Origin of the sequence: Idiomarina abyssalis (genome assembly GCF_900116625.1) — a bacterium.
GTDB lineage: Bacteria > Pseudomonadota > Gammaproteobacteria > Enterobacterales > Alteromonadaceae > Idiomarina > Idiomarina abyssalis.
In genome coordinates, this window is record NZ_FPBE01000002.1 from 251,447 (window position 1) to 278,272 (window position 26,826).

Sequence of the window (26,826 nt, forward strand, 5' to 3'; positions counted from 1 at the left end):
CAGCTGCTTCCATGAGCATAACATCTCATAGGTGGAACTCCGGCATTTCACCATGCAGACACTCAAACGCAACGGTCATCTGTTCGACATCATCACTGATGTACAGCTGACCATCACTGATCATCACGCCCCAATGTGTCGAGCGTTGTAGTTTGGAAGCAATCTCAGCTAATTCATTTTGCGGTAAAACAAACACATTCACGTTGGTTAAGTGAGCAAACTGAGGTAGCACTTTTTCTCGCCACAACCGCGCATTACCATAAACAACTACCGACATCCGCGGTGCACGCCGACTGGCTTTGATAACCCGAGCCGCATCAGGAAGGCCAACATCAATCCAATGCTGAATTTCACCAGTGAGATCCATTTCCCAGAGTGCCGCTTCATCGCTGTCAGATAACCCTCGGCCAAAGGCTAATTGAGGATGATAGAACATCGCATAAGCCAATACTCGCGTGGCTAAACGAAGCTCCGTCTCGGACGGATGTCGGGCAACGGTAAATTTCACACTCTCGTAAACGCCGCGATCAGTATCCGAAATATCCAGAGAGATTTTATAAGGGGTTGCTTGCAATGCCATTTCGGTACCTAAATGAACGAGTGTGGTAGCGCGAAAGTCACATGAGCCTCGCGCTATTGATATAGTTAATCAGTGGTTTCAGTCTGCGTCTGAATAAACTGTCGGGTATCTTCCAGTAACGCCTTTCTCGCCGGTTCATGCACATACATCATGTGCCCGCCGTGGTAGTATTGGTAGATAATATCGTCAGATGCAATACCGTGGCGATTCAGTGTGTACTCAGCATCAAAAAACGGGGTAATCAGATCATAGTAACCAGAGCCCACCATGACTTTTAACGCGGGGTTACTGCGCAAAACTGCGGCTAAATCAGGAGCGGTATTCACGTAATGAGGCTCCCATGTTTGGCCTTCAGGCTTAGGGCTCCAACGCCATTTTCCGGAAAGCTCCGGGTCAGCCGGATTTAAGTAAGTGCGACCCCAATCGATTCCTAATTCATTGCGCATGTAGTGCATCAGCGATGCCTTATAGGCCGGTGAAATGGCGCGGGCAGCATCTTCACGCGGGCTTGCGGCAACATCGTCGCGTTCATCTTTGGTGTAACGGCTATCGAGCAAGCCTACGGCTACACCTTCGTCGCGCCGCAACTCTTTAGCAAAACGAAACGCATTAATGCGCAAGTCAACGCGCTCAATATACCCTTTGCTCAAACCGGTAAAACGTTGCAGTTCGCTGACTAACTCTGCTCTTTTATCCTCACTAAGCAAATTCCCTTCAAACAACGCAGGTAGTAGCTCTTGTGTTGCGAACTCACGGCTTTGCTGAATAAAAGCCTCAAAGTCACCCGAGTTATCTACTTTGCCGTGATACCACGCCGTGGCAGACATGGTCGGAATATAAGTAATGTAGGAAATGATATTGTCATCGACATACGGGGTAGAGCCCTGATAATCAAGCGCCTGAGACACAAACACAATACCGTTAACGTTTATTACGTAGTCGTCGAGCAGTACCTTAGCAACGGCAGCGGCTCGGGTGGTACCAAAGCTCTCACCTAACAAGAATACCGGCGAGTTCCAGCGGTTGTTCTCGGTTAGCCACTGGGCAATAAAAGCAGCCATGGAGTCTGCGTCTTCCGTCAGCCCCCAAAAGTCTTCTTTTTTGCCCTTACCAATAGCGCGTGAGAACCCCGTACCAACCGGATCCACAAACACCATGTCGGTAACATCGAGAATGGTTTCAGGTGCATCTTTAATGGTATAAGGCGCAGCACCCGGATGCTCTGCGTCGCTGGGCACGACAATACGTTTAGGGCCATAACCGCCCATATGCAACCAGTTTGAAGACGAACCCGGGCCGCCGTTCCAGACAAACGTCACCGGGCGATTTTCTTCATCCTCGGCAACATAATCAAAAGAAAAAATGCTAGCCGTCGGCTCGCCCTCAGCGTTTTGCAGGTAGGTCTCGCCGGCAGTCACCCGATAATCAATGCGTTCTCCGTTAAAAGAGCCGGTATGCTCGGAAACAAACTCGGTTGGATCAGGTACAGGTTTTTCTTCACTTTCTGATTCAGTGGTTTGTGCCAGCGCGCTGGTGGGTAATGACACCAACAGAAGAAAAGATAAAAGAGTTAGATAGTTGGTCAACAATTTCACAGTTTTACTTCCTAATCAGGGTAATTTCATCAGATTACCACAAATTACTGTTCTGCTAACCCATCAAAACGATCTGATACATACCGGCTATGACAAGCAATACAGCTAGCCGTCATTTCGTTATAAAGTTCATATTGTTTTTGAGTATCTCTGTCTTTCGCCGCCTCAGCCAGCCCTGCTGCGAGTCGGTGAAAGTCTTTATCCAGCTTTACGAAGCCTTCTGGAACCGCCGACATTAAGTCTTCTTTGTCCTGTTCAGTCAAAGCCTGCTTCATTATAAAACTGTCGTGTATTTGCTGCGCATTGGTTGCTACCCGTTCATGCTCACCCGTAACCATGGAAACATGAATTGAGGCCATTGCCGATTGAATTGAACGCATTTCTTGTTGTAATAACTGACTTAGCCTGTCTGTAAGTTTAGGCGTGACAGGATCCGCCGCTAAAGTATTTAAAGACAAACCAACCGCGGCTAACGTTAAACCTACATAGCCTACTTTCTGACGAAGTTTCATGATGCCTCCTTAATAAGACTGCCACATCTTTGTGTTCTTTATTTGCTCGGTTTACGCGCTAGCATGGTTGCAAACTGCAGTTGCGCGCCATTGTGCATAGTACCGACATCTTCGTTGTACTTAACTAACTCCCATCCCTCATAGGCATCACGTAACTGCCCAGCTTTAAACATAAAAGGGAAAGGAACCGGGCACGGGTGCTCATTAGTATCCATAGCACAAACAATTAAGTTATAACCACCGGGTAGGGTATGCGACTGCATATCTTCAATAACTGCATCAACACGCGAAGGATGAAGGAACATTAAAGTTACCGTGCAGGCAATCAACCCATAGTCATCGCTTAGTTCTGCATCATTAATGTCGTAAACTCGCGCTTCAATGTTGTTGATACCCTTTTCACTGACTATTTGCCGCAGCATATTGATAGCGTCAGGGTTATTGTCTAACGCGGTCACGTTGAAACCAAGCTGGCTCAAATACAAAGCGTTACGGCCATTAGAACAGCCCATATCCAGGGCGTTACACGGCGCTATAGTCTCGCCTGCTTCTATGACTTCGCTGTGCGCAGGGTTTAGCCCATAACGGCTATTTATATCAGCTGGCATTGTGCTCACCTAGTTTTCAATAATGAGCTGGCATGGTACTACTTTTAGTTCGTTATTAAATAAGCGTAGCTGACGACATTGACGATACAGATCAATATCTGCGTGGTTAAGAGTAACGAGTAAGAGTGGTGGCCCCTCCCAGATTTGAACTGGGGACCAACCGATTATGAGTCGGGTGCTCTAACCACTGAGCTAAGGGGCCATTTTTGATTGGAAGCTGTAAAGCGGCGCAGATTATACGAAGTTTTTACGCTTTTGTCATGGGTATCAGCACGTTAAATCGCGAAGTTTTGTCGACTTTTTCGTAGCTGATGTCGCCATTCTGGTTCCGCAGTGTATCACGCACTACCTTAAGCCCTATACCGTATTGGGTCGGCGCAAGCTCATCGGCATGAAACAGCAAATGTTTGTTTTTATTCTCTATACCGGCACTTTCGTCGCTAATAGCAATTTTCACAAAGTTTTCTTCGGCCGTTGCCTGCAGCATAATTTCTGAATTGGCTGGCACAAAGGTTATGATATGCCGTATCAGATAATCCAGTGCAAAACGCAGTAATAAGCGCTCCGCTTCAAATTTAAGGCCTTTTTCAGCTATTGCGGTAAGCGTTATGTCTTTAACATTTCCGGTGCTTTCATGGTAGTCGGACAGCTCCTGGAGAAAGTCTTCGGCATCAATGGACGTTGGCTTGCTTTCCCCGGCACCCTCAGTAACTCTCTCAAAAGAACTGAACAACTCTGTCAGCTGTAACACCCTTTCTTTAATGTCGTCAGCGTTTGCTTTGGGTAACTTACGCTTTATTTCTTCAAGTTCAGTCATTGCAAGCGCTGTCATAGAACGAGCAATACGACCAATCAACGTTTTTTGATTAGCCATAATAACTTTGTTCATTTGCTGGCTTAATTCGCGCTCTTTAGACTGAATTTGCTGTCGAGCCTGATACAACAGCATTAACAATGGCTGAATTTCCGGAATTTCGGTGGTGACAGAAACCGCCTGAGAGCTGTCTTCGGCCTGTGCAACAATGCGATCTCGCTCTGAATGCCAGTTACGGTTAAAGACAGACTCGCGCACAATTAAAACGCCGCCAATAACGGCAAGCACCACAAACAGAGCGCTAACAATAAGAGTAAAGTTAGGAGGTACAAACTGGACATGCTTTTTCAGCCAAATACCCAGGTTGTAGTGATTCTTTTCAGGGCAGGCCGCCACGACAGTTGCAAGTTGCTCATTAGACTGAACAGAGACAATGTCCCTTTGCTGCTCTAAAGAACGCTGCACAGCAGAGCGAACAATTGGGATGTCGTCGTTACGAATGCCAACGTCTGTAACGTCACCGCCGTTTGTCGGTAAAGAGAAGCCGATAAAGCCTTGGGCTGTATGCCAAAACCCGCCTTTAACGCCATCGACATTGGTTAGTGCTTCATCCAGTGCCTGATGCATTAAATCGGGGTTAGTTACTTGCTGCTGAGGCGACTCCGATTCAGGGTAAAGACTGTCGACAGCAAGCTGAGCATTTTTACAGGCTTTGCCCATTAGCGCTTGATTGCGCTGCAATGTCTCGCCCGCAGAAAACCAGAACGCAACAAGTAAACCGCCAACGGCTACTGCAATCATTGCAATAGCCAGCCAGCGGTTATGTTTTGTGTGGGAAGAGAGAGACTGCACTTACCTCACTCTCTTTTACTAAGGTAGATTGTAAAAATTTCGGGCATTCTGATAAAAAACCTTATCAACCGCTTCATCGTCGTCCAATGCATTCACAATCGTGGTAATGTCAGAGGGCTCAAATGAGCGAGTACTGCGCGTACCCGGTAAATCGGTACCAAACATTAAGGCATCCGGGTTGGTCTTATTCAGTGTCTTAATGGCGTCTTCTACATTAACTTCGGTACGACCAAAGCCACTGGCTTTAATTTTTACGCCACCTTCAGCTAAACGACGCACCTGAGACAACCCTGATTTTGCCATACCTAAGTGGTCTACACTCAGTTTAGGCAACTTAAGTAAGGTGGGTACCATGTCGTCGAGCTCACGGCTATCGACGTAAATTTCCAAATGCCAGCCGGCTAAGTCCCAAATACGCTTACCAAACTCGACAATACCTTCAATGTCACGATGAACGCCGCGTTTTAAGTTAACGCGTACGCCGCGAATACCATGCTCATTCAGTTGCTGAATTTTTTCATCGCTAACTGAACCTGGTAACTGTGTAACACCAACAAAGTTGCCGCCCAGATTTTCCAGCGCCGCTTTTAAATAGCGTTGCTCGAAGCCCTGGAAGGAACCAGACACAATGACACCGCCTTCTATCGGCATGCCACGCACTAAGTTCCGATAATCATCAATATAAAAAGGCTCAGGGATATGACCTTGGTTTTCAATTAGCGGAAACTCGTCATCATAAATGTGCAAATGAGAGTCAATAATACGTTTCGGCCAATTGTCACGGTTGTTACCCATGCTGCCTCCTGTGTCAGAGAATATCTTACTCATCCAAGAACGATTTAAGCTGCTCAGAGCGACTTGGATGGCGAAGCTTTCTTAATGCTTTGGCTTCAATTTGACGAATTCGTTCACGAGTTACATCAAACTGCTTACCAACTTCTTCTAAAGTATGGTCTGTATTCATATCAATACCAAAGCGCATACGCAATACTTTTGCTTCACGAGCTGTTAAACCGCCAAGCACGTCACGAACCGAGTTACGCAGGCTTTCTGACGTTGCTGAGTCAATAGGAAGGTCCAGCGTATTGTCTTCTATGAAGTCACCCAGGTGCGAATCTTCGTCGTCACCAATTGGGGTTTCCATCGAAATTGGCTCTTTCGCAATTTTTAATACCTTACGGATTTTGTCTTCCGGCATCATCATGCGCTCGGCAAGCTCTTCCGGTAAAGGCTCACGACCCATTTCCTGCAACATTTGGCGTGAAATGCGGTTAAGCTTATTAATGGTCTCTATCATGTGGACCGGAATACGAATAGTACGGGCCTGGTCCGCGATGGAACGGGTAATAGCCTGACGGATCCACCAGGTAGCATAAGTTGAGAACTTATAACCACGGCGATATTCGAATTTATCCACGGCTTTCATCAAGCCAATGTTACCTTCCTGAATTAAGTCCAGGAACTGTAAGCCACGGTTTGTGTACTTCTTAGCAATAGAGATAACCAGACGCAGGTTAGCTTCAACCATTTCTTTTTTCGCACGGCGGGCTTTAGCCTCACCAATAGACATACGACGGTTGATGTCTTTTACTTTACCAATGGTTAAGCCGGTCTCTTTTTCCACATCAACTAACTTGTTGACGCAGCGTTCAATTTCGCCGCGAACTTCTTTTAGTGTGTCGGAGTAACCGGCACCAGAGTCTATTTCTTTATCCACCCAGGCCATGCTGTTTTCATTGCTGGCAAAGGCTTTCATAAAGCTGCGCTTAGGCATTTCGCCCTGCTCGACGCTTAGCTTCATAATAATGCGTTCCTGAACGCGTACGCGTTGCATCATGGCACGCATGTCTTTAACCAGACGGTCAAACTGTTTAGGAACTAAGCGGAACTGTTTGAATAAATCACTGAGCTTGTCAATTTCAACGCGGGCATCGGCACCATCACGACCATGCTTTGCAATAGCCTGACGAGTTGCTTCGTATTGTTCGCGTAGGGCATTGAACTTGCTGCGAGCAAATTCCGGATCAATACCGGTATCCGTTTCTTCTTCGTCATCGTCATCATCGTCGTCTTCATCTTCCAACTCTTCGGTTGGAAGCTCAGAACCAACGTGAGTAGCAGCAACGGGAGCTTCGTCTACTTCGTCGGGGTCAATGAATCCGGAAATAATATCGGTTAAGCGCAGTTCTTCGGCTTCGTAGGAGTCCCATTGCTCAAGCAGGAAGTTAATAGCTTCAGGATACTCAGCAACAGAGCACTGAACCTGATTAATGCCTTCTTCAATACGCTTGGCAATGTCAATTTCGCCTTCGCGGGTCAGTAGCTCAACCGTACCCATTTCACGCATATACATGCGCACAGGGTCGGTCGTACGACCAATTTCACCGTCAACAGAAGCTAACGCCTGAGCGGCCTCTTCGGCAGCGTCTTCATCAGCAGCACTTTCTGCCATCATCAGATCATCAGCATCGGGCGCGCTTTCAAAAACGCGGATCCCCATGTCGTTGATCATGCGAATAATGTCTTCAACCTGATCGGAATCAACAATTTCTTGCGGTAAATGGTCGTTGACTTCAGCAAATGTCAAAAACCCTTGCTCTTTGCCTTTCGCAATAAGGACCTTAAGTTGCGATTGCCGATTCTGCTGCATACAGACGTTCCACCTGTGACTGTGAATGTAGAGTATCCAAAATGACCAAACAGTATAACAGAATACTGACTTTTAAGCTAGCGTAAGACGCACCGGGATGTACTATCTTGCCTTACTTAAGTACTGAATGAGCGTCTGATATTCTTGACGTTCAACCCGGGTTAAAGCCCCTTTTTGCTCTTTCTTTAAAAGTGCGTTTGCACGCTGTTCCACATATTGGTCAATAAGATAAATAAATATATCGTTAAATTCTTGCTCAACGTTGTCTTCGTCGAGCTGATGCTGCCATAAAGCCAGCTTCTGTAAAGGCTGGTAATACTCGGTATCGCGCCACCCTTCTAAAACCTGCGCTGTCGTCATAGTTCGTTCTGCGCATTGTTTATGCAACGCTACGAGTAAATCGATACCATTGACTTGCAACTCCCGCAGTTCCTCTCTAACCGGAATTGACTGCGCTAGCTGAGGGTATTGAACCAGCAAAGCTATCGCTTTACGCAACGGAGTCATTTTAACGCTGTCTTTTGGTCGGGACTGGCGCTGAGGCTTATCAAAATGACGTTCCAGTTGTGAGGTTTCACGACGAAGCTTCTCTGCCAACCGTTGCATTAGGGTATCGCGGTAGTAGTCACTCGCGACTTTCTCTATTAATGGTTTTGCAATACTCAGCAATTGTGAGCGTCCGGCGTCAGAAGTAACATCAATATCCGCCTGTAAATGCTCAAAGAAGTACTCAGTGAAAGGTGTCGCTCGTTTTAATTGCTGTTCAAAAGCTTCTGCGCCATGTTCCCGCACGACAGAGTCCGGGTCTTCACCTTCCGGTAAAAACAAGAACGCCATATCCAGTCCGTCACGCAATAAAGGTAGTGCATTTTCTAATGCACGCCAGGCTGCGTCCCGACCTGCTCGGTCACCGTCATAACAGCAAACCACTCTTGGACTCGTACGGAATAAACGCTGTAATTGTTCACTTGTCGTTGCCGTTCCAAGTGACGCCACCGCATAATCAATACCGGCCTGCGACAAGGCAACAACATCCATGTAGCCCTCGACAATGCAGACCTGCTCAGGCTTACGCACGGCTTGTTGCATATGCCAGTAACCGTAGAGTTCACTGCCTTTATGAAATAAGCGGGTTTCTGGCGAGTTCAGGTATTTAGGTCCGTCGCCGTCAATAATTCGTCCGCCAAAACCAACAACCCGGCCGCGTCTGTCATGAATAGGAAACATGACCCGGTCACGGAAAAAGTCGTAATGCCGCCCTTTTTCATTACGATTAATGAGCTTTAACTCTAATAACTGTTGCCTTTGCGGCGCTGAACTACCGAACGTACTCAGCAAGCTGTCCCAGGCGTCCGGCGCATAACCAATTTGAAAACGCTTTACCGTTTCACCGCTTAAACCGCGACCTTTTAGATAGTTGATAACCCGTTCAGAATTTTCATGGTGTTTCAGCTGATGCTGAAAAAAGCGGGCTGTTTTGCTCATCAGCTCGGCATCGTCCCGCACTTGCTGTTGTTTCTTTTGAGCAAGCTCTGGGTTTTCCGCCTGTTCGCGCGGCACTTCAACCCCCATGATTCCCGCCAGCTCTTCCACTGCATCAGGAAAGTTTAAGCCGTCGAACTCCATCAGAAAATCAATGGCGTTGCCATGCTGGCCACAACCAAAGCAATGGTAAAACTGCTTGTCCTGGCTAACCGTAAATGAGGGGGTCTTCTCGTTATGAAAAGGGCAGCAGGCCTGATGGTTTTTGCCGGCTTTTTTCAGCGGCACACGGCTATCTACTATCTCGACAATGTCTGCTCGTTCAAGCAAATCATGAATAAAGCTTTTAGGGATCAAGCCTGCCATATTGTCTCAATATTAAAATTTTAAAAGCGTGAATTGGAAAACAATAAAGTAGCAGAAACACGAAAGCCGCGACAATACAGTCACGGCTTTCAGCACTTTACGAAAAAGTGAACACTCAAATTGTCGTAAGTAATGTCTTAGTAAAGACGAGTACGACGAGCGTTTTCACGAGACAGTTTTTTCGCGTGACGCTTTACCGCAGCAGCTTTCTTGCGCTTACGCTCTGAAGTCGGCTTTTCATAGTGCTCGCGACGACGGACTTCAGACAGAACACCTGCTTTTTCACAAGAGCGCTTAAAGCGACGCAAAGCTACGTCAAACGGCTCGTTTTCTTTCACTTTAACGACTGGCATTAAAAAATCACCTCGGATAAATTATCTGTTTCGGTTAAAAATTAACCACTACGGGTTCAATTGGTGCTGAATTGTACCGACTCAGAATCGCCTTGTAAAGTGTTATCCGATGCATCCCAACCAGAGTCATTATCGCTAAGCAGCTCGCGGACTGGCGTGGACTCGAGTAAGAGTGTACTGACTAAATCCTGTAAATTATTTGGTTTTTCTTTATACGCCAGCCCTAATTGCCAAAGTTGCGGGCCGACAGACTTAACGCTTCTCACCAAAAGCTCCGAAAAGAAGACTGCCTGCGGGGTAGTTTTAACTTTCACCTCAGCCTTAAACTGGGTCATTTCAGTTGCATTAACAGGGGAGGTTCCGCGATAGTTAAAAGCTATTCCCTTATCTGAAATATCAACCACCTTACCAGGCAGGCGATCTCCAAACTTATTGTTCTGCTTCAATTGCAGTGTCGCGTCGCAGTTTACCGCTATTCTTGGCGACGAACGTAATACTTGTACGTCTGCTTCTCTTGGATAGCTAACAAATAATAGCTTTTGTGGATATTGTGTCATATGAAGCACATCGACAACGCCTGTTATCTGTTCGCCGTTTGGAGAGACGGTCTTTAACCCGATGGTTTTATCAGCAACCAAAAGCGGTAAAGTGTCCTGCCAACAGTACTGCCGGGACAGTTCCAGAATAAGGTAGTCTGGATGTTGCTGCCCCACTAGCGTCATATTCAAGCGCGTATAGCTGTCATTGTTCTTAATCTGGACTTCAACAAATTGCCTGAATCCACTGTTTGCTAAAACATCACTGTCTTCCTGCATCAGTGCTAACCCCTGCTTTATTATTTTTTTATGAAACTCATCATAGCTTATATCTGCTACTTTTTAAGCACTGGCTCGATTATTTTTAATTGATGTCAATTGACGTCAACCCCAAAGTTAATGATGACTAGCCACTCAAAACCTGTTGTTTGATCATAGTCATAGTTAGACTGGATTTGAGCTTAACCAGTAAGGATACGAATTTGGCTGAAGCACATCCGGACAAAACATTTCCTTATCCAATACCGGCACGATACCAGTGCATAAAGTTATTGGGGCATGGTGGCAGTGGTCTGGTCTACAAAGCTTACGACCAGCGCTTAAAACGTGAGGTCGCAATTAAGTTTGCGCGCTCCCCGTCTATTGTCAGTCGCCATAGATTAGTCAATGAAGCGCGCCTTTTATCCAGCGTTAACCACCCTGCATTGTGCCGGGTGTTCGACATTGGTGAGCCCGAGGTTTCCTCGTCGTCATTATTTATGGTTTTAGAGTACATTGAAGGTGAGCCCCTTAGTAAAGCTAAGGGCAGTATGTCGGCTAACGAGGCTATAAGTGTTACCAGCTCTTTAGTGGATGCGGTTTGCCGTATGCACGAAGCCGGGTACGCACACAACGACATTCATCCTCATAATATTATGATCCGCTCATCGGCGGAGGCTACCAAGGAATACCACAATAACGTTGCATTAGTTGACTTGAGCATTGCAGCTCCAAGTTCTCCGCTAACCATTCAACGAGATATTTATCAGTTAAGTGCGTTGCTGCTGTTTTTGTTAACGGGAATGATGCCTGAACCATTTTTTCAAAATTCAGTCGTACAGCGCAACCGGCTTCCATCGGGGCTGGGAGAAATTATAAAACGTGCACTTTCGCTGGAGCCGAACTCGAATTTTCGCAACTGTCGAGATTTTCAAAAGGCTCTGAACACCTGGTTCCATCGTTATAAATTGAAGCAACGTTTCTTGAAACTTGGTGCCGCCAATGCTGCCGCTCTGATTATCGTACTGGTTATGTTCGCGTTTTTGCGCGAACCAACCAATGCCTTTCTTTTTAAAAATTATTCAACCGACAAAAATCAGTATGCGCACGCAGTTGTTTTTGCACATTATTCCATACACTTAGTTAACGATGGTTATATTCAGCAGGCAACAGAACAGGCTGAGCTAGCTTTGACGCACTTTGACGACGCTGTCAGTAATAACCCTGACAAGCTTCAATATCATGTTGAGCGCGCAAACTTCATCTTAAACTCGGAGCGTATTTTTAGTCAGGCCCAAATCACCACTATGTTACTTAACGCTGTTAATGAATTGGGTGAACCTGAACATTATGAAGATAAACCGGGAGCTTTTTATTTGAGAGCCAGAATGTATTTAGGCTTAGCCAAGCTTAATAGTGAACAGCCTCACCTGGTAAAACAGTGGGCGGACTCGGCATCGCAATCCGCTAAAGCAGCGATCAACAGTCAACCGAATGTCGATCGCTACCAAAAATTACACCGTCAAATAAGTCAGTATCAGTCCAGTGGTGGTACTGACTGATCTCTTAATCGATAGAACTCTTCTACGAACTCATCAAAGGTTCCCGCATCTAAAGCGTCACGCATGTCACTCATCACTTTTTGATAAAAGCGTAAGTTATGGATGGTGTTCAGGCGTGAGCCCAGCATCTCGTTAGTGCGGTCCAGATGATGCAGATACGCGCGAGAATAGTTTTTACAAGTGTAGCAGTCACAGTTTTCGTCTAACGGTGAGGTATCTGTGCGGTGCACAGCGTTACGAATTTTTACCACGCCCGAACTAATAAACAAGTGGCCGTTACGTGCATTACGGGTTGGCATAACACAGTCGAACATATCGATACCACGACGCACCGCTTCAACTAAGTCTTCTGGTTTACCCACACCCATTAAGTAGCGAGGTTTTTGCTCAGGCATTTGCGGCGCAGTGTGCTCTAAAATGCGCATCATGTCTTCTTTAGGCTCGCCAACCGACAAGCCACCAATAGCATAGCCATCAAACCCGATATCGGTCAGGCCTTTCAGAGAAATATCACGCAATTCTTCGTACATGCCGCCCTGAATAATGCCGAAAAGCGCGGCGTTATTGTCGCCGTGCTCCTGCTTAGAACGTTCGGCCCAACGCAGCGAAAGCTCCATTGAACTGCGGGCTTCTGCCTGCGTCGCAGGGAACGGTGTGCATTCATCAAATATCATGACAATATCGGAGCCCAGCTCACGCTGAACCTGCATAGACTTTTCAGGCGTTAACAGAATTTTCTCACCGTTAATTGGCGAGCGGAAAGTCACGCCCTCTTCGGTAATTTTACGAAGCTCACCCAGGCTAAAAACCTGAAAGCCACCTGAGTCGGTCAAAATAGGCTTGTCCCAGTTCATGAAGTCGTGCAGATCACCGTGCTGCTGGATAATTTGTGTCCCGGGACGCAGCATTAAATGAAAGGTATTGCCCAGGCAAATTTGTGCGCCGGTTTCTTTCACTTCCTCTGGTGTCATGCCTTTTACCGTACCTAAAGTCCCAACAGGCATAAATGCCGGCGTTTCTACGGTTCCGCGTTCAAACACCATACGTCCGCGACGCGCGCGACCACTGGTTTTATCTAGTTCAAATTTCATTGTCATAAGTATTCACTTCAGTGTATTAAATTTAGCGCTGTAACAGCATGGCGTCGCCGTAGCTAAAGAATCGATAGCGCTCTTTAATGGCTTCATTATAAGCCTTCATAATTAAATCACGACCCGCAAATGCTGACACCAGCATAATGAGCGTGGACTCAGGTAAATGAAAGTTGGTTATCAAACTGTCGACAACTTTAAATTCATACCCCGGAAAGATAAAAATATCGGTGTCATCAAAAAACGGTTCAATGTCTTCTGACGGTGAAGCCTGAGCAGCTGACTCCAGCGAGCGAACAGAGGTTGTACCAACCGCCACCACCCGGCCGCCCGCAGCCTTGGTTTGCTTAATAGCATGGCAGGTTTCGGCACTGACTTTGGCGTACTCACTGTGCATTACATGGTCGTTAATGTCTTCAACTCGCACCGGCTGAAAGGTTCCGGCGCCTACGTGCAAGGTGACATAGGCAAAGTTCACGCCTTTATCCCGCAACTGCTGCAAAATTTCGTCGTCAAAGTGCAGGCCTGCGGTAGGTGCTGCAACGGCACCGGGTTCGCGGTTATAAACGGTTTGGTAGCGCTCTTTGTCAGAGCTTTCATCGGGGCGGTCGATATAAGGCGGCAATGGCATGTGCCCGTATTGTTCCAGCAGTTCCAATACCGTTTCTTCGTGTTCAAATTTCAGTTCAAAAAGCGCATCATGCCGGGCCAGCATAGTGACTTTTACGTGGCCTTCCAACAGCAATTCAGCACCCGCTTTAGGAGCGCGGTTAGCACGGACATGCGCAAGCACCCTATGGTCATCCAGTAGGCGCTCGACCAGAACCTCTACTTTACCGCCAGAGACTTTTTCACCCAGTAACCGGGCCGGAATAACCCGGGTATCGTTAAACACCAGTAAATCACCCGCGTTTAACTCATCAACGATATTCCTGAACTGTTTGTGAGCAATGCTGTTTTCATTCGCATTCACCGACAATAGCCGGCTTGCACTGCGCTGCTCCTGCGGATAGCGGGCTATAAGCTCATCGGGTAGTTCGAATGAAAAGTCACTGACTTTTAAAGAAGAATGATTGGTATCTGACATGTCCGTGCTGCAATTGCGAGATGTAATGAAGCGCGGATTTTACTGGAAAGTGGACAGCCTGTCACTGTTACAGGCTGTCCGTTTATCGCAAGCTTAGGCTACACCGAAAATTGCTTTCAGAATGTAGAAGAAGATGATGGACATAATGGCACCTGCCGGCAAGGTAACAACCCATGAAATAACGATATTGCGAACAACACCAAGATTCAGGGCCGCGATACCACGCGCCATACCAACACCCAATACTGCACCAACCAGCGTTTGTGTGGTTGATATCGGCAACCCGGTACCTGACGCCAGAACCACGGTTGAAGCAGCGGCAAGTTCCGCCGCAAAACCGCGACTTGGGGTTAAATGCGTAATGCCATTACCAATGGTGGCAATAACGCGTTTACCCAACATAGCAAGACCAGCCACAATACCTACAGCGCCTAAAGGCAATACCCACCAGGCTAATGTCGCTTTACTGCCAATATCACCACCGCTGGTAACCACGCTCACCACAGCGGCCAGTGGGCCGATAGCGTTAGCAACGTCGTTTGAACCGTGAGCAAAAGCCATAGCACAGGCGGTTACCACCATTAATATCGCAAAGACTTTTTCCACATTGGTGTAGTGCATGTCTTTGTCGTCTGAAGGGTTAAACTTAAGACGACCAATGGCCATTTTGCCAATAGCAAAGACCAATACAGCAATACCCAGAGCCCATAAATAACCTTCAATGCTACCAAGGTTTAGTCCAACGTGCTTAAGGCCTTTTTTGATGGTGACCAACGACAGTACGAAGCCGGCTAACCCCATATAGTAAGGCACATAGCGCTTAGCCATTGCTAAAGGATTAGAGCGGTCAAAAATGAGCTTTTGTGCACTCATAAATATGAGATAGGCAATAAACCCGGATATGGCGGGGGTGACAACCCAGCTTCCAACGACACCTCCCACTTTCATCCACTGAACCGACTCCATACTAACGCCAACGGCAGAGAAGCCAACAATGGCACCAATAATGGAGTGAGTCGTTGATACCGGCCAGCCAAGGTAAGAAGCTATCAGCAACCAAAAGCCGGCGGCTAATAGCGCTGAGATCATACCAAATACAAGTAGTTCGGGTTGATCAACGAAGTAGCCCGAGTCAATAATGCCTTTGCGGATGGTTGAAGTGACTTCTCCACCTGCCAGGTAAGCACCGGCAAACTCAAAAACCATAGCAATAAGAATTGCCTGTTTTATTGTTAGCGCCTTGGAACCAACCGACGTACCCATGGCATTTGCGACGTCATTTGCGCCAATACCCCAGGCCATGAAGAAACCAAAAACCGCTGCCATCCCGATAAGCAGGAGGCTGTAGCTAGAAATAATATCCATAAATCAGACTCCGCTTAAACGCGTGCTAGCATCAGTTCGAAACGTGCACCGACTCGCTCAGCCAAGTCAGCCAAGTCGCCCACCCAATCCAGAATACGATATAAGAACATCACATCTACCGGGTTCATTTCGAGCTCAATTCCACGCAAGTCCTGACGTAGTTTAATTTGAAGTTGATCAGTATCGGCTTCAATTGCGTCAAGCTCGGCAATGAAATTGTCGACAAGATCACGTTCGCGGCCTTTAAAGCCCGTCTCCAGCAAGTCGTCAAATTCACCAATGGTTTCACGAGCCTTGTCTGTAGCATCCAGGCAACGACTTAAATACGCATCAAAGTCTTTAACTAATGACTCAGGAATGCTCAATTCACGTCCCGTAACCAGACCGGAGATGTCTTTGGCTTTATTAGCAATTTTGTCCTGTTGTGAAACAAGCTCAAGTAAGTCAGCTCGTTCTACAGGCATAAATAAGCCACTAGGAAGGTTCAGGCGGATTTTACGCTTCATGTCATCCGCGGTGGATTCGTGTTTTACGATGGTTGCGCGAGCGACTTCTGCACTCTGCCAGTCCTTTGAATAAACCGCTTTAAAGAAATCTTTCAACGCATAGGCGCAGCGGTGCACTTCATCCATGTGCTCAATCATCGGTTTGATTGGCGACTTCGCAAATACGCCAAGAAATGAGTTCACTGACATAACATTATCCGATTTTTTTCAGCCGATGTTAGCTGCGGCGAATGTTAGCGAAATCTAAAGATAAAGGAAACCGTAAGATTTGATTAATTACTCAATTTTTATTCGACTTCTTCGCAAAGAAAAAAGCCGCGGCATAGCCACGGCTTTTTATCTGCAGTCACAACAGTTTATTAAAAGGAGTAAACTAAAGTCACAGCGGTTTCTGTATCCAGTTTTTCGATGCTTTCATCAGCAACCTGAGAGTTGTGATTTGCACCAACAGAAAACTTCATAGCCAGAGAGCTATTAATGTTAGCAGATACAGAGAGTTCAGCTTTGCTCTTGGTATTGTCTTCACCAATCTCCGATGACAACAATGCGTTAAAGCGCGAGTTTTCACTGATTTTCCAGTTCAAACCGCCAGCCAGACGCAAAATCATAGAGCCATCAGACTCCACTGGTGGTTCACCTTCAACCTGAACCGGTTTGGTTCGTGAATAACCAGGACCAATTTCATAGTCGGCATAGATGTCTTCGTCGTAGCGATAGCGAGCACCGTAACCGGTTGCTACGGTTGCCTGATATTCAAAGCCACTAAATTCATCTTCTTCATAAGAACCGAAAACAAACAGCGAGTCGCGGCTATCGGGATCAAACTTGTAGTTACTCTGAGCGGATACGAACATCCGGTCTGCAGTTTCTACACTTTCACCAGTTTCCTGATCTTCCTGTTCGGCGGTGTAATAGTCAAAGACACCTTTATGGCGCCAATTTTGAATATCGCGCGATGCATTAAACTTACCTTTCAGGCTTTCTGTTTCGGTATTACCAGAAGTGTAAAGCAAGCCAAACTCTGCACTCGCCTCCCACTCTTCAACCGTTTCTGTATCAATGTCATCAGCATCGTCAAACATAAATGTTTGAGCACTCGCTACAACAGGTAAAAACAAACTAGCGAATAATAAAGAAAATCGCACACTAACCTCGTTATTTGTGTCTTTTATAAAGTACTTCATTACTTAACAATAGCGTCTAATTCGCCATTTTCATAGCGCTGAAACATTGATTCTAAGTTAATTGGCTTAATTTTACTCGCCATACCAGCACAACCAAAGGCTTCATAGCGTGCACGGCAAATATCTTCCATTGCCGTTGTCGCTGCCGCAAAGAATTTACGCGGATCAAAGTTTGACGGGTTTTCAGCCAAGTGCCGGCGAATAGCACCAGTTGAAGCCAGGCGTAAATCGGTATCAATGTTTACTTTGCGAACACCGTGCTTAATACCTTCCTGAATTTGCTCTACCGGCACACCGTAAGTTTCCGGAATTTCGCCACCAAATTCATTAATAATTTTCAGCCACTCTTGCGGTACAGATGATGAACCATGCATAACCAAGTGTGTACCCGGAATGCGACGATGAATCTCTTTAATGCGATCAATGGCCAAAATATCACCAGTTGGTGGACGAGTGAATTTGTAGGCACCATGTGACGTACCACAAGCAATAGCCAGTGCATCCACATTTGTAGCTTTAACAAATTCAGCCGCTTCTTCAGGGTCTGTCAGCAGTTGTTCATGCGACAGTTTACCCTCGGCACCAACACCGTCTTCTTCACCCGCTTCACCAGTTTCCAGTGAACCAAGACAACCCAGCTCACCTTCAACAGAAACGCCACAGGCGTGCGCCATTTCAACAGTTTGCTTGGTAACTTTTACGTTGTAGTCGTACTCTGCTGGTGTTTTTCCGTCTTCCAGCAAAGAACCGTCCATCATCACAGAGCTAAAGCCCAGTTGAATAGAACGCTGACATACCGCCGGAGAGGTACCATGGTCCTGATGCACAACCACAGGAATATGTGGCCATTCTTCAACAGCGGCCTGAATTAAGTGGCGCAGGAAAGGAGCACCGGCGTATTTACGAGCGCCAGCAGAAGCCTGCACGATAACCGGGCTGTCGGTTGCATCAGCAGCCTGCATAATTGCACGCATCTGCTCGAGGTTATTGACGTTAAACGCCGGGACACCGTAGTCATGCTCTGCAGCATGGTCAAGTAACTGTCGTAATGACACCAGGGCCATAAAAATACTCCTTATTTAAAACTTATGTTCAGGCGTCTTTAGCCCGTTCTTGTAAAATCGCAACGGCTGGTAATGTTTTACCTTCCAGGAATTCCAGGAACGCTCCGCCACCTGTTGAAATATAGCTTATCTTATCAGCGATAGCGTATTGATCAATTGCCGCCAGGGTGTCGCCACCGCCTGCAATTGAAAACGCGTCACTTTGTGCAATGGCTTCGGCGATGGTTTTTGTACCATGCCCAAACTGCTCAAATTCAAAAACACCCACTGGCCCGTTCCAGACTATGGTGCCTGCATTTTTCAGCATAGCGGCTAGCTGCTGTGCTGTTTCCGGGCCAATATCAAAAATCATGTCGTCATCTGCAACGGCGTTAACGGCTTTAGTTTCAGCTGTTGCTTCTGCGCTGAATTCCTTACCTGTCACCACATCAACGGGTAATGGAATGTCACCGCCTTTGGCTTTCGCCTGCGCCATTAAACGGGTAGCTTCGTCGGTTAAATCGGCTTCGTATAATGACTTACCAACCTTATGGCCTGCAGCCGCAACAAAAGTGTTCGCAATACCGCCGCCCACAATTAACTGGTCAACAACGCCGGACAATGACTCCAGTACCGTGAGTTTGGTCGAAACCTTTGAACCACCAACAATGGCCACTAATGGGCGCTTAGGGTTTTCCAGTGCTTTGCCTAAAGCTTCTAGTTCACCAGCCAGCAGAGGCCCGGCACAGGCAACTGGCGCATATTTAGCGACACCATAAGTAGATGCCTGAGCCCGGTGCGCGGTGCCAAAAGCATCCATCACATAAACATCACACAAGCTGGCTAACTTTTTAGCAAGCTCGTCGTCGTTTTTCTTTTCACCCACATTAAAGCGAACGTTTTCAAAAACTACCAGTTCCCCGGCACTAACTTCAACACCATCCAGGTACTCTTTACACAGGCGGACAGGGCAATCCAGTGCCTCTTTTAGGTAATCGACAACCGGCTGCATAGAGAACTGCTCGTCGTACTCACCTTCGGTCGGGCGACCAAGGTGAGACATCACCATAACTTTAGCGCCAGCTTTTAACGCTTGTTGAATACTTGGCATTGCTGCTTTTAAACGCGCATCGGAGGTGACTTTGCCATTTTTTACCGGAACGTTTAAATCTTCCCGGATAAGTACGCGTTTATTACTTAAATCCAAATCAGTCATAGCAATGACAGACATGCGGTATCCTCTCTAAACTTAGTGTTCTATTTGTTCAGCCATCGTCTTTGCTGTATCCAGCAAACGATTAGCGAAGCCCCACTCGTTATCACACCAGCACAACAACTTAACCAGCCGCTTGTGGCTGACCCGGGTTTGCGTGCCATCGACAATCGAAGAATGTGGATCATGGTTAAAATCTATTGAAACTAAAGGTTCTTCAGTATAGTCCAGTATACCCGCCAGTTGATGCTCACTTTGCTCACGCAGCACATGGTTTATCTGCTCGATTGTGGCATCACTGTTTAACGTAACACTTAAGTCCATGGCGGTGACGTTTGTGGTAGGCACTCGCACCGCAATAGCCTCAAAACGCCCTTCTAAATGCGGCAGTATACGTTCAATGCCTCGCGCCAGCCGCGTATCCACCGGAATAATAGAACGCCCGGCGGCACGGGTACGCCTTAAATCAGGGTGGTAGGCATCAATAACCTGTTGGTCGTGCATCGCGGAATGAATGGTAGTAATAGCGCCTGAATCAATACCAAAGGTGTCATCCAGCACTTTTATCACCGGCACAATACAGTTAGTTGTGCAGGAACCATTGGATACGACTTTATGCTCGGCCGTTAACTCTTTTTCATTCACTCCATAAATTGCAGTGAAATCAACATCCGGTTTGCCGGGATGGGAGTACAGTACCCGCTTCACTCCTTGCTGCAGGTAAAGCTGGCCGTCAGCCTGGCTGCCAAATACCCCGGTACAATCAACCACAAAGTCAACGTCATTAGCGCGCCAATCAACAGCTTCAATCCCGGTTTGATGCGTTAAAGCAATGGCGTCACCAGCGACTGTTAAAGTGTCACCTGAGTGCGTCACTTTTTCTCCAAACCGGCCGTGGCTTGAGTCGTATTTCAGTAAATGAGCTATTGCTTCCGACGCTGCAGGTTCATTAATCAGAACCACCTGCACGCTGTCGCGATAGCCATTTTCATACAAAGCACGCAAAAAGCTGCGGCCAATTCGGCCGAAACCATTAATTGCAATACGAGCCGGTTTGCTCATTTACGCTCCCAGCAAACGTTTAGCGGCAGCCACAGTATTTTCTGCGGTAATACCAAAGTGTTTGTATAAGTCGCCGGCCGGAGCAGATTCACCAAAGGTGGTCATGCCGACTATTTCGCCGTTAAGGCCAATGTACTTGTACCAGAAGTCCGCAATACCGGCTTCAATTGCAACGCGACGAGTAACCTTTGATGGCAGCACAGACTCTTTGTACTCAGAATCCTGAATATCAAACACGTTGGTCGATGGCATAGAAACAACACGTACCTTATGACCTTGTTCTGAAAGTTGCTCATAAGCTTCAACCGCTAAATCAACTTCAGAGCCAGTAGCTATTAAGATGACTTCGGGCTCACCATCGCAGTCTTTCAGCACATAACCACCACGGGCAATATTAGTGAGCTGATCTTCATTGCGCTCCTGCTGTTGCATGCCCTGACGGCTGAAAACCAGCGCAGTAGGCGTTTTGCTGCTTTGTATTGCCGCACCCCAGGCAACGGCGGTTTCAACCGGGTCACACGGGCGCCAGCACTGTAAATTAGGGGTTTGTCGTAAATTAGCCAGTTGCTCTACCGCCTGATGAGTCGGCCCGTCTTCACCCAAACCAATAGAGTCGTGGGTATAAACAAAGATGCTGGGCTGTTTCATAAGCGCTGACATACGCACAGCATTGCGGGCGTACTCCATAAACATCAGGAAGGTTGCGCCATAGGCTTTAAACCCGCCATGCAGGGTTACGCCGTTCATAATGGCAGACATACCAAACTCACGAACGCCATAAAACACGTAGTTGCCACTGGCGTCATCCGCCGTAATGCCTTTTGCGTCCTTCCATAAGGTTAGATTGGAGCCGGCCAGGTCAGCCGAGCCACCTAACAGTTCAGGTAATTTAGGACCAAACTCATTCAGTACATTCAAAGACGCCTTGCGCGTAGCTATAGCTTCTGGGCTACTTTGCAGTTGCTTAGCATAGTTGTGTACTGTGTTTTCGAAGTTTTCCGGAAGCTCTCCATTCAAACGGCGCTTCAATTCTTTTGCCAGTTGCGGGTGTTCCTGTTCATAAGCCACCCAGCGTTTGTTCCACGAAGACTCAACCGCTGCGCCTTTATCGACCGCAGACCATTTTTGGTAAACATCAGCCGGCACTTCAAAGGCTTCGTGTGGCCAGTTCAACTGTTTGCGCGCTGCTGCAATCTCGTCATCGCCCAAAGGTGCACCGTGGCAGCTTTCAGAGCCTTGTTTGTTCGGTGCGCCATAGCCAATCACCGTTTTGCAAATGATCAGAGTCGGTTTATCTTCGTTAGCACGGGCTTCATCAATAGCCCGGGTGATGGCTGCTGAGTCGTGTCCGTCGACTTTATTGACTACGTGCCAGCCATAAGACTCAAAGCGCTTCGCAGTATCGTCGGTAAACCAGCCTTCAACTTCGCCATCAATGGAAATGCCGTTGTCATCGTAAAACGCGATGAGCTTACCTAAGCCTAAGGTACCCGCCAGTGAACAAGCTTCGTGAGAGATGCCTTCCATTAAACAGCCATCACCCAGGAAAGTGTAGGTGTGGTGGTCAACAATTTCGTGGTTCTCACGATTAAACTGCGCGGCTAATACTTTCTCGGCCAGTGCCATACCTACCGCATTTGCAAGCCCTTGCCCCAACGGGCCGGTGGTAGTTTCCACACCAGGGGTATAACCATATTCAGGGTGACCCGGGGTTTTTGAGTCTAACTGACGGAATTGCTTTAAATCATCAATACTCAGCTCATAACCCGACAAGTGTAACAACGAGTAGATCAGCATTGAGCCGTGCCCGTTTGATAAAACAAAGCGGTCGCGGTCAGCCCAGCCCGGATTATTCGGGTTGTGTTTCAGGTAGTCACGCCATAGCACCTCGGCGATATCTGCCATACCCATGGGCGCTCCCGGGTGGCCGGACTTAGCTTTTTGAACTGCATCCATACTAAGCGCGCGGATAGCATTGGCGAGATATTGACGATCTGACATGAAAAACCCCCTGGAAGATGAAGAGCAACTTGCGATGCGCGTATTCTCCACATTTCAGGGGGTACAAGCAAATTTATAGGCAAAATTTTGTTTAAATATCAGCCTGTAAATCGGCAGCTTTGTCCGTTTGCTCCCACGGCAGGTTATCACGGCCAAAGTGCCCGTATGCCGCTGTCTGCTTATAAATTGGGCGCTCCAGGTCAAGCATTTTGATTAATCCGTAAGGACGTAAGTCAAAATGACGGCGAACCAGCGCAATTAACTGCTCTTCTGAGTGCTTAGACGTTCCGAAGGTATCAATGCTAATAGAGGTTGGTTCAGCAACACCAATGGCGTAAGAAATTTGCAGTTCGCAACGCTCTGCTAAACCGGCTGCAACCAGATTCTTAGCAACATAACGTGCAGCATAAGCCGCACTACGGTCAACTTTTGAGGGGTCTTTACCTGAGAAAGCACCGCCACCGTGACGCGCCATACCGCCATAGGTGTCGACAATGATCTTACGACCCGTCAAACCGCAGTCACCCATAGGCCCACCAACAACGAAACGTCCGGTTGGGTTAATATGGAATTGCGTATCTTTGGAAATCCACTGCTCCGGCAGTACAGGTTTAATGATTTCTTCCATAACCGCTTCGCGCAGCGTTTCCTGAGTAATGTCTTCTCGGTGTTGAGTTGACAGAACCACGGTATCAATAGCGACCGGCTTGCCGTTCTCGTAAACGAAGGTTAGCTGGCTTTTGGCGTCAGGACGTAGCCAGTCCAGGGTGCCATTATTACGCACTTCCGACTGACGCTGCATAACTCTGTGCGCATAAGTAATTGGCGCAGGCATTAAAACAGAGGTTTCATTAGAAGCATAGCCGAACATGAGGCCCTGATCACCAGCGCCCTGCTCTTCGGGATGAGCGCGATCAACACCCTGGTTGATATCGCCACTTTGTTTACCAATGGCGTTCAATACCGCACACGATGCGCCGTCAAAACCCATATCAGAATGTCGGTAACCGATATCTTTGACGGTCTCGCGGGCCAGGTCTTCAACATCCACCCAGGCATTTGTTGAGATTTCGCCGCCAACCAGCACCATACCGGTTTTTACATAGGTTTCACAGGCAACACGGGCTTTCGGGTCTTTTGCTAAAATTGCGTCTAAAACCGCATCGGATATCTGGTCGGCAATTTTGTCCGGATGCCCTTCGGACACTGACTCTGAGGTAAACAGGTGACGTGACATATGCCCACTATTCCTTTATTTTGATGAAATCACTCAATACTGGTTGCATAATGTAACCGATCACTCTGTTTTTTTCTACTTCTGGACGTCTAAAAGTCCGAATAAGGCTGACGACATGCGAGTACCGCGGATTTATCACCCCGCTCCTGTAAGTTTACAAACTGAAACCGAATTGAGTTCGGATGCATTCCAGCACCTGATCAAAGTATTGCGCTTGAACGTAGGTGATAACATTGCTTTATTTAACGGTGACGGACAAGACTACGAGGCGACCATAACCTCGGTTCAAAAAAAGTCTGCGTATTTTCTTGCAACCGGCAGCAAGGTAAATGATTCAGAGTCGCCTGTCAGCGTGCATCTTGCTCAGGTCATTTCACGCGGTGACCGCATGGATTTTGTTCTGCAAAAGTCAGTCGAACTGGGTGTTACCGAAATTACGCCTCTGTTCAGTGAACGTTGCGGCGTTAAACTCAGTGGTGACAGGCTGGAGAAAAAGCAGCAGCAGTGGCAAAAAATTGTGCGCTCAGCTTGTGAACAATGTGGTCGCAGTGTAGTTCCTGAAGTTAAACCAGCTCAGCAATTCAGCGACTTTATTGAAAGCACATTTGCCGGGCTTCGTCTGACTTTAGACCCGACTGCGACAAAACCGCTTTCATCGTTTCAACACGCCGAAAAGGGGATACAATTGCTCATTGGGCCCGAAGGTGGATTTACCGACGAAGAAGTCAGTGCTGCTGAACAGCAAGGGTTTAATCCAATGCGTTTGGGCCCTCGCGTGTTACGAACAGAAACCGCCGCGCTATCGGCGCTTACCACCGTGCAATATCAGTTTGGCGACTTAGGTTAAAGGAGTTTACATGAAAAAATTAGCTATGGTGATGGACCCAATCGCCGCTGTAAAAACCGAAAAAGACACCAGTTTCCGCTTACTGCTGGAAGCGCAGGCTCGCGGCTATCAATGTTTTTATCTGGAAATGGGCGACTTAGTTATTGATAACGGTCAACCAATGGCCTTTGCTCGGGAAGTTGGTGTTCAGGATCAAAAAAGCGACTTTTACAGTTTAAGTGACAGCCAGTACCGCCCGCTTGAAGATTTTGATGTCATTATGATGCGCAAAGATCCGCCCTTTGACAGCGAGTTCTTATACGCGACACAAATTCTGGAACTGGCCGAGCAACGCGGTAGCCTGGTGGTGAATAAACCGCAGAGCCTGCGTGACTGCAACGAGAAGCTCTTTACCTCCTGGTTTGCCGACTCCATTGCCGACACATTGGTCAGTTCCCGGGCTGACGTAATTAAAGCGTTCCATAAAAAACACGGTGATGTGATTTTAAAACCGCTGGATGGCATGGGCGGAGCTTCGATATTTAAAGTAGGGGCAGACGGCAGTAACCTCGGCGTTATTATTGAAACCCTGACCGAAAAAGGTCAGCGCTACGCCATGGTGCAAAAGTACCTGCCTGAAATTAAAGACGGCGACAAACGTATTCTGATCATAAATGGCGAACCTGTACCTTACTCTTTAGCGCGAATTCCCAGCGCCGGAGAAACTCGCGGAAACCTTGCCGCCGGGGGCAGCGGACGAGCTCAACCTTTATCCGACAGTGACTGGGCTCTGGCTCGTAAGGTCGCACCTGAACTGAAAAAACGAGGGCTCATTATCGTTGGGCTGGACGTGATTGGCGACCGCATTACCGAAATTAATGTCACCAGCCCAACCTGTATGCGTGAAATTGAAAACGCCTACGACATCAATATTGCAGAAATGGTCTTTCAGGCAATTGAAGAGAAGCTGAATTGAATTTCTATGAGACGCCCCCATATCCTTGTTAGAGATTATCGTTAAGGAGTCGGTGAATCGATGAACAATTTGCAGAATCACTTTTTGATAGCAACACCTATGCTGAACGATCCGATGTTTAAACGGACCGTGACCTATATCTGTGAGCATAATGAAGAAGGTGCGATGGGGCTGGTAATTAATCAGCCTGCAGATTTAAGCGTTACCTCGCTGCTGGATAAACTGGAAATTGTTTACCCGGAAAATAACCAGCACTTGCAGGGTAATGTCTACCAGGGTGGTCCTGTGGGTCGTGAACGGGGCTTTGTGATTCACCCGCCTCAGGATAACTGGCGTGCCAGTCAGAAGCTGAGCGATGACATCATGGTGACCACCTCTCGGGATATTCTGGAAGCCTTAGGTTCATCAGCGGCTCCGCCTCAGTTTTTACTGACCCTGGGTTACGCAGGCTGGGAAGCCGGTCAGTTAGAGGAAGAACTGGGTGAGAATTCCTGGTTAGCGATTCCGGCAGACCCTGAGCTGTTATTTAATACACCAGCAAGTGAGCGCTGGCAAAAAGCCACAGAGCAGCTTGGTTTTGATGTGTGGCAACTGGGACCGGATGTCGGCCACGCATGAGTACGGTTATTGGCTTTGACTTTGGTACCAAAAGCATTGGTGTTGCGGTTGGTCAAACCGTTACCGCAACAGCTTCGCCATTAACCGCGCTAAAAGCAAAAGAAGGTATACCCGACTGGCAGCTTATTGAAAAGCTGTTTGCCGAATGGCAACCAGAGCAACTGGTCGTTGGCCTGCCTCTGAATATGGACGGCACCGAACAACCATTGACGCAGCGGGCCAAAAAGTTTGGTAACCGACTTCATGGGCGTTTCGGCTTACCTGTCACTTTTCAGGACGAAAGACTGACTTCAACCGCCGCACGCGAAAGCCTGTTTGCCGAAGGCGGCTTTCGAAAATTGGAAAAAGGACTTGTCGACAGTCAAGCGGCGTTAATAATTGTTGAAGATTTTCTGAACGGTTATTTGCCAAAAACCGATAATTCGTTATAGTGTCGTCAGTAATAAGTT

The 26,826-nt window shown here is 47.4% G+C and carries 25 protein-coding genes and 1 tRNA gene; 5 read left to right on the top strand and 21 right to left on the bottom strand.

The annotated features are described in order from the left end of the window. Nucleotides 1-25: 25 nt before the first annotated feature. The 11 genes from BM359_RS06700 to BM359_RS06750 all read right to left on the bottom strand — a co-directional run bounded on the left by BM359_RS06700 (nucleotide 26) and on the right by BM359_RS06750 (nucleotide 10,627). Nucleotides 26-580 (bottom strand): YaeQ family protein, encoded by a 555-nt coding sequence (locus BM359_RS06700; protein ID WP_054489537.1) that lies wholly within the window; start codon nucleotides 578-580, stop codon nucleotides 26-28. A gap of 65 nt (nucleotides 581-645) precedes the next feature. Beyond that, nucleotides 646-2,175, bottom strand: coding sequence for a S10 family peptidase (locus tag BM359_RS06705; protein WP_234972469.1), 1,530 nt, complete (start codon nucleotides 2,173-2,175; stop codon nucleotides 646-648). Between the two features lie 44 nt (nucleotides 2,176-2,219). After that, entirely contained in the window at nucleotides 2,220-2,687 is a 468-nt protein-coding gene (locus BM359_RS06710) for a cytochrome c (RefSeq protein WP_054489539.1), read from the bottom strand. Between the two features lie 38 nt (nucleotides 2,688-2,725). Continuing rightward, entirely contained in the window at nucleotides 2,726-3,295 is a 570-nt protein-coding gene (tehB, locus tag BM359_RS06715; RefSeq protein ID WP_054489541.1) for a tellurite resistance methyltransferase TehB, read from the bottom strand. A gap of 126 nt (nucleotides 3,296-3,421) precedes the next feature. After that, nucleotides 3,422-3,497: transfer RNA gene (locus BM359_RS06720), tRNA-Ile, on the bottom strand. Nucleotides 3,498-3,542: 45 nt separating this feature from the next. Then, nucleotides 3,543-4,961, bottom strand: coding sequence for a sensor histidine kinase (locus BM359_RS06725; protein WP_054489543.1), 1,419 nt, complete (start codon nucleotides 4,959-4,961; stop codon nucleotides 3,543-3,545). 18 nt (nucleotides 4,962-4,979) lie between these two features. Then, nucleotides 4,980-5,756: an amidohydrolase family protein gene (locus BM359_RS06730; RefSeq protein ID WP_054489545.1), complete on the bottom strand. Its 777-nt coding sequence runs from the start codon at nucleotides 5,754-5,756 to the stop codon at nucleotides 4,980-4,982. A 25-nt stretch (nucleotides 5,757-5,781) separates the two neighbouring features. Next, nucleotides 5,782-7,611 carry an RNA polymerase sigma factor RpoD gene (rpoD, locus tag BM359_RS06735; protein WP_054489547.1) on the bottom strand — a complete coding sequence of 610 codons (1,830 nt, stop codon included), beginning with the start codon at nucleotides 7,609-7,611 and terminating at the stop codon, nucleotides 5,782-5,784. Between the two features lie 102 nt (nucleotides 7,612-7,713). After that, entirely contained in the window at nucleotides 7,714-9,459 is a 1,746-nt protein-coding gene (gene dnaG / locus BM359_RS06740; protein ID WP_054489549.1) for a DNA primase, read from the bottom strand. A 137-nt stretch (nucleotides 9,460-9,596) separates the two neighbouring features. Next, nucleotides 9,597-9,812, bottom strand: a complete 216-nt coding sequence (gene rpsU / locus BM359_RS06745) for a 30S ribosomal protein S21 (protein ID WP_054489551.1) — start codon at nucleotides 9,810-9,812, stop codon at nucleotides 9,597-9,599. A gap of 56 nt (nucleotides 9,813-9,868) precedes the next feature. After that, nucleotides 9,869-10,627 carry a PilZ domain-containing protein gene (locus BM359_RS06750; protein ID WP_054489553.1) on the bottom strand — a complete coding sequence of 253 codons (759 nt, stop codon included), beginning with the start codon at nucleotides 10,625-10,627 and terminating at the stop codon, nucleotides 9,869-9,871. 203 nt (nucleotides 10,628-10,830) lie between these two features. On the opposite strand from BM359_RS06750, the gene BM359_RS06755 reads away from it, so the two are divergent. Further along, nucleotides 10,831-12,168: a serine/threonine protein kinase gene (locus tag BM359_RS06755; protein WP_054489555.1), complete on the top strand. Its 1,338-nt coding sequence runs from the start codon at nucleotides 10,831-10,833 to the stop codon at nucleotides 12,166-12,168. On the opposite strand, the gene tgt is transcribed toward BM359_RS06755, so the two are convergent. From tgt to metK, 10 genes are all read right to left on the bottom strand, one after another. Continuing rightward, a complete protein-coding gene (tgt, locus tag BM359_RS06760; RefSeq protein ID WP_054489688.1) occupies nucleotides 12,144-13,259 on the bottom strand; it encodes a tRNA guanosine(34) transglycosylase Tgt in 1,116 nt (371 codons plus the stop codon). The genes BM359_RS06755 and tgt overlap by 25 nt on opposite strands. A 31-nt stretch (nucleotides 13,260-13,290) precedes the next feature. Continuing rightward, nucleotides 13,291-14,346 carry a tRNA preQ1(34) S-adenosylmethionine ribosyltransferase-isomerase QueA gene (gene queA, locus BM359_RS06765; protein WP_054489564.1) on the bottom strand — a complete coding sequence of 352 codons (1,056 nt, stop codon included), beginning with the start codon at nucleotides 14,344-14,346 and terminating at the stop codon, nucleotides 13,291-13,293. A gap of 93 nt (nucleotides 14,347-14,439) precedes the next feature. Continuing rightward, the gene (locus BM359_RS06770; protein WP_054489566.1) at nucleotides 14,440-15,711 is read right to left on the bottom strand and encodes an inorganic phosphate transporter; all 1,272 of its coding nucleotides are present in this window, start codon (nucleotides 15,709-15,711) and stop codon (nucleotides 14,440-14,442) included. Nucleotides 15,712-15,725: 14 nt separating this feature from the next. Continuing rightward, complete coding sequence (locus BM359_RS06775; protein WP_054489568.1) at nucleotides 15,726-16,406, bottom strand: TIGR00153 family protein; 681 nt, start codon at nucleotides 16,404-16,406, stop codon at nucleotides 15,726-15,728. 170 nt (nucleotides 16,407-16,576) lie between these two features. Beyond that, nucleotides 16,577-17,299: a DUF481 domain-containing protein gene (locus BM359_RS06780; protein ID WP_054489690.1), complete on the bottom strand. Its 723-nt coding sequence runs from the start codon at nucleotides 17,297-17,299 to the stop codon at nucleotides 16,577-16,579. Between the two features lie 101 nt (nucleotides 17,300-17,400). After that, nucleotides 17,401-18,465: a class II fructose-bisphosphate aldolase gene (fba, locus tag BM359_RS06785; protein WP_054489570.1), complete on the bottom strand. Its 1,065-nt coding sequence runs from the start codon at nucleotides 18,463-18,465 to the stop codon at nucleotides 17,401-17,403. 28 nt (nucleotides 18,466-18,493) lie between these two features. Next, nucleotides 18,494-19,675, bottom strand: coding sequence for a phosphoglycerate kinase (locus BM359_RS06790; RefSeq protein ID WP_054489572.1), 1,182 nt, complete (start codon nucleotides 19,673-19,675; stop codon nucleotides 18,494-18,496). An 18-nt stretch (nucleotides 19,676-19,693) separates the two neighbouring features. Further along, nucleotides 19,694-20,719 (bottom strand): erythrose-4-phosphate dehydrogenase, encoded by a 1,026-nt coding sequence (gene epd / locus BM359_RS06795; RefSeq protein ID WP_054489575.1) that lies wholly within the window; start codon nucleotides 20,717-20,719, stop codon nucleotides 19,694-19,696. Beyond that, a complete protein-coding gene (gene tkt, locus BM359_RS06800; RefSeq protein ID WP_054489577.1) occupies nucleotides 20,720-22,720 on the bottom strand; it encodes a transketolase in 2,001 nt (666 codons plus the stop codon). 91 nt (nucleotides 22,721-22,811) lie between these two features. Continuing rightward, nucleotides 22,812-23,957, bottom strand: coding sequence for a methionine adenosyltransferase (metK, locus tag BM359_RS06805; RefSeq protein WP_054489579.1), 1,146 nt, complete (start codon nucleotides 23,955-23,957; stop codon nucleotides 22,812-22,814). 115 nt (nucleotides 23,958-24,072) lie between these two features. Between metK and BM359_RS06810 the strand changes: the two genes are divergently transcribed. From BM359_RS06810 to ruvX, 4 genes are read left to right on the top strand one after another with little or no spacing between them, the layout of a single operon-like run. After that, nucleotides 24,073-24,804 (top strand): 16S rRNA (uracil(1498)-N(3))-methyltransferase, encoded by a 732-nt coding sequence (locus tag BM359_RS06810; protein ID WP_054489581.1) that lies wholly within the window; start codon nucleotides 24,073-24,075, stop codon nucleotides 24,802-24,804. A 10-nt stretch (nucleotides 24,805-24,814) separates the two neighbouring features. Next, on the top strand, nucleotides 24,815-25,759 hold the full coding sequence (gene gshB / locus BM359_RS06815) for a glutathione synthase (protein ID WP_054489582.1): 945 nt from the start codon (nucleotides 24,815-24,817) through the stop codon (nucleotides 25,757-25,759). Between the two features lie 60 nt (nucleotides 25,760-25,819). Then, the gene (locus tag BM359_RS06820; RefSeq protein WP_054489583.1) at nucleotides 25,820-26,377 is read left to right on the top strand and encodes a YqgE/AlgH family protein; all 558 of its coding nucleotides are present in this window, start codon (nucleotides 25,820-25,822) and stop codon (nucleotides 26,375-26,377) included. Beyond that, nucleotides 26,374-26,808, top strand: coding sequence for a Holliday junction resolvase RuvX (ruvX, locus tag BM359_RS06825; protein WP_054489585.1), 435 nt, complete (start codon nucleotides 26,374-26,376; stop codon nucleotides 26,806-26,808). Before BM359_RS06820 ends, ruvX begins: the two co-directional genes overlap by 4 nt. The last annotated feature ends 18 nt before the right edge of the window (nucleotides 26,809-26,826 follow it).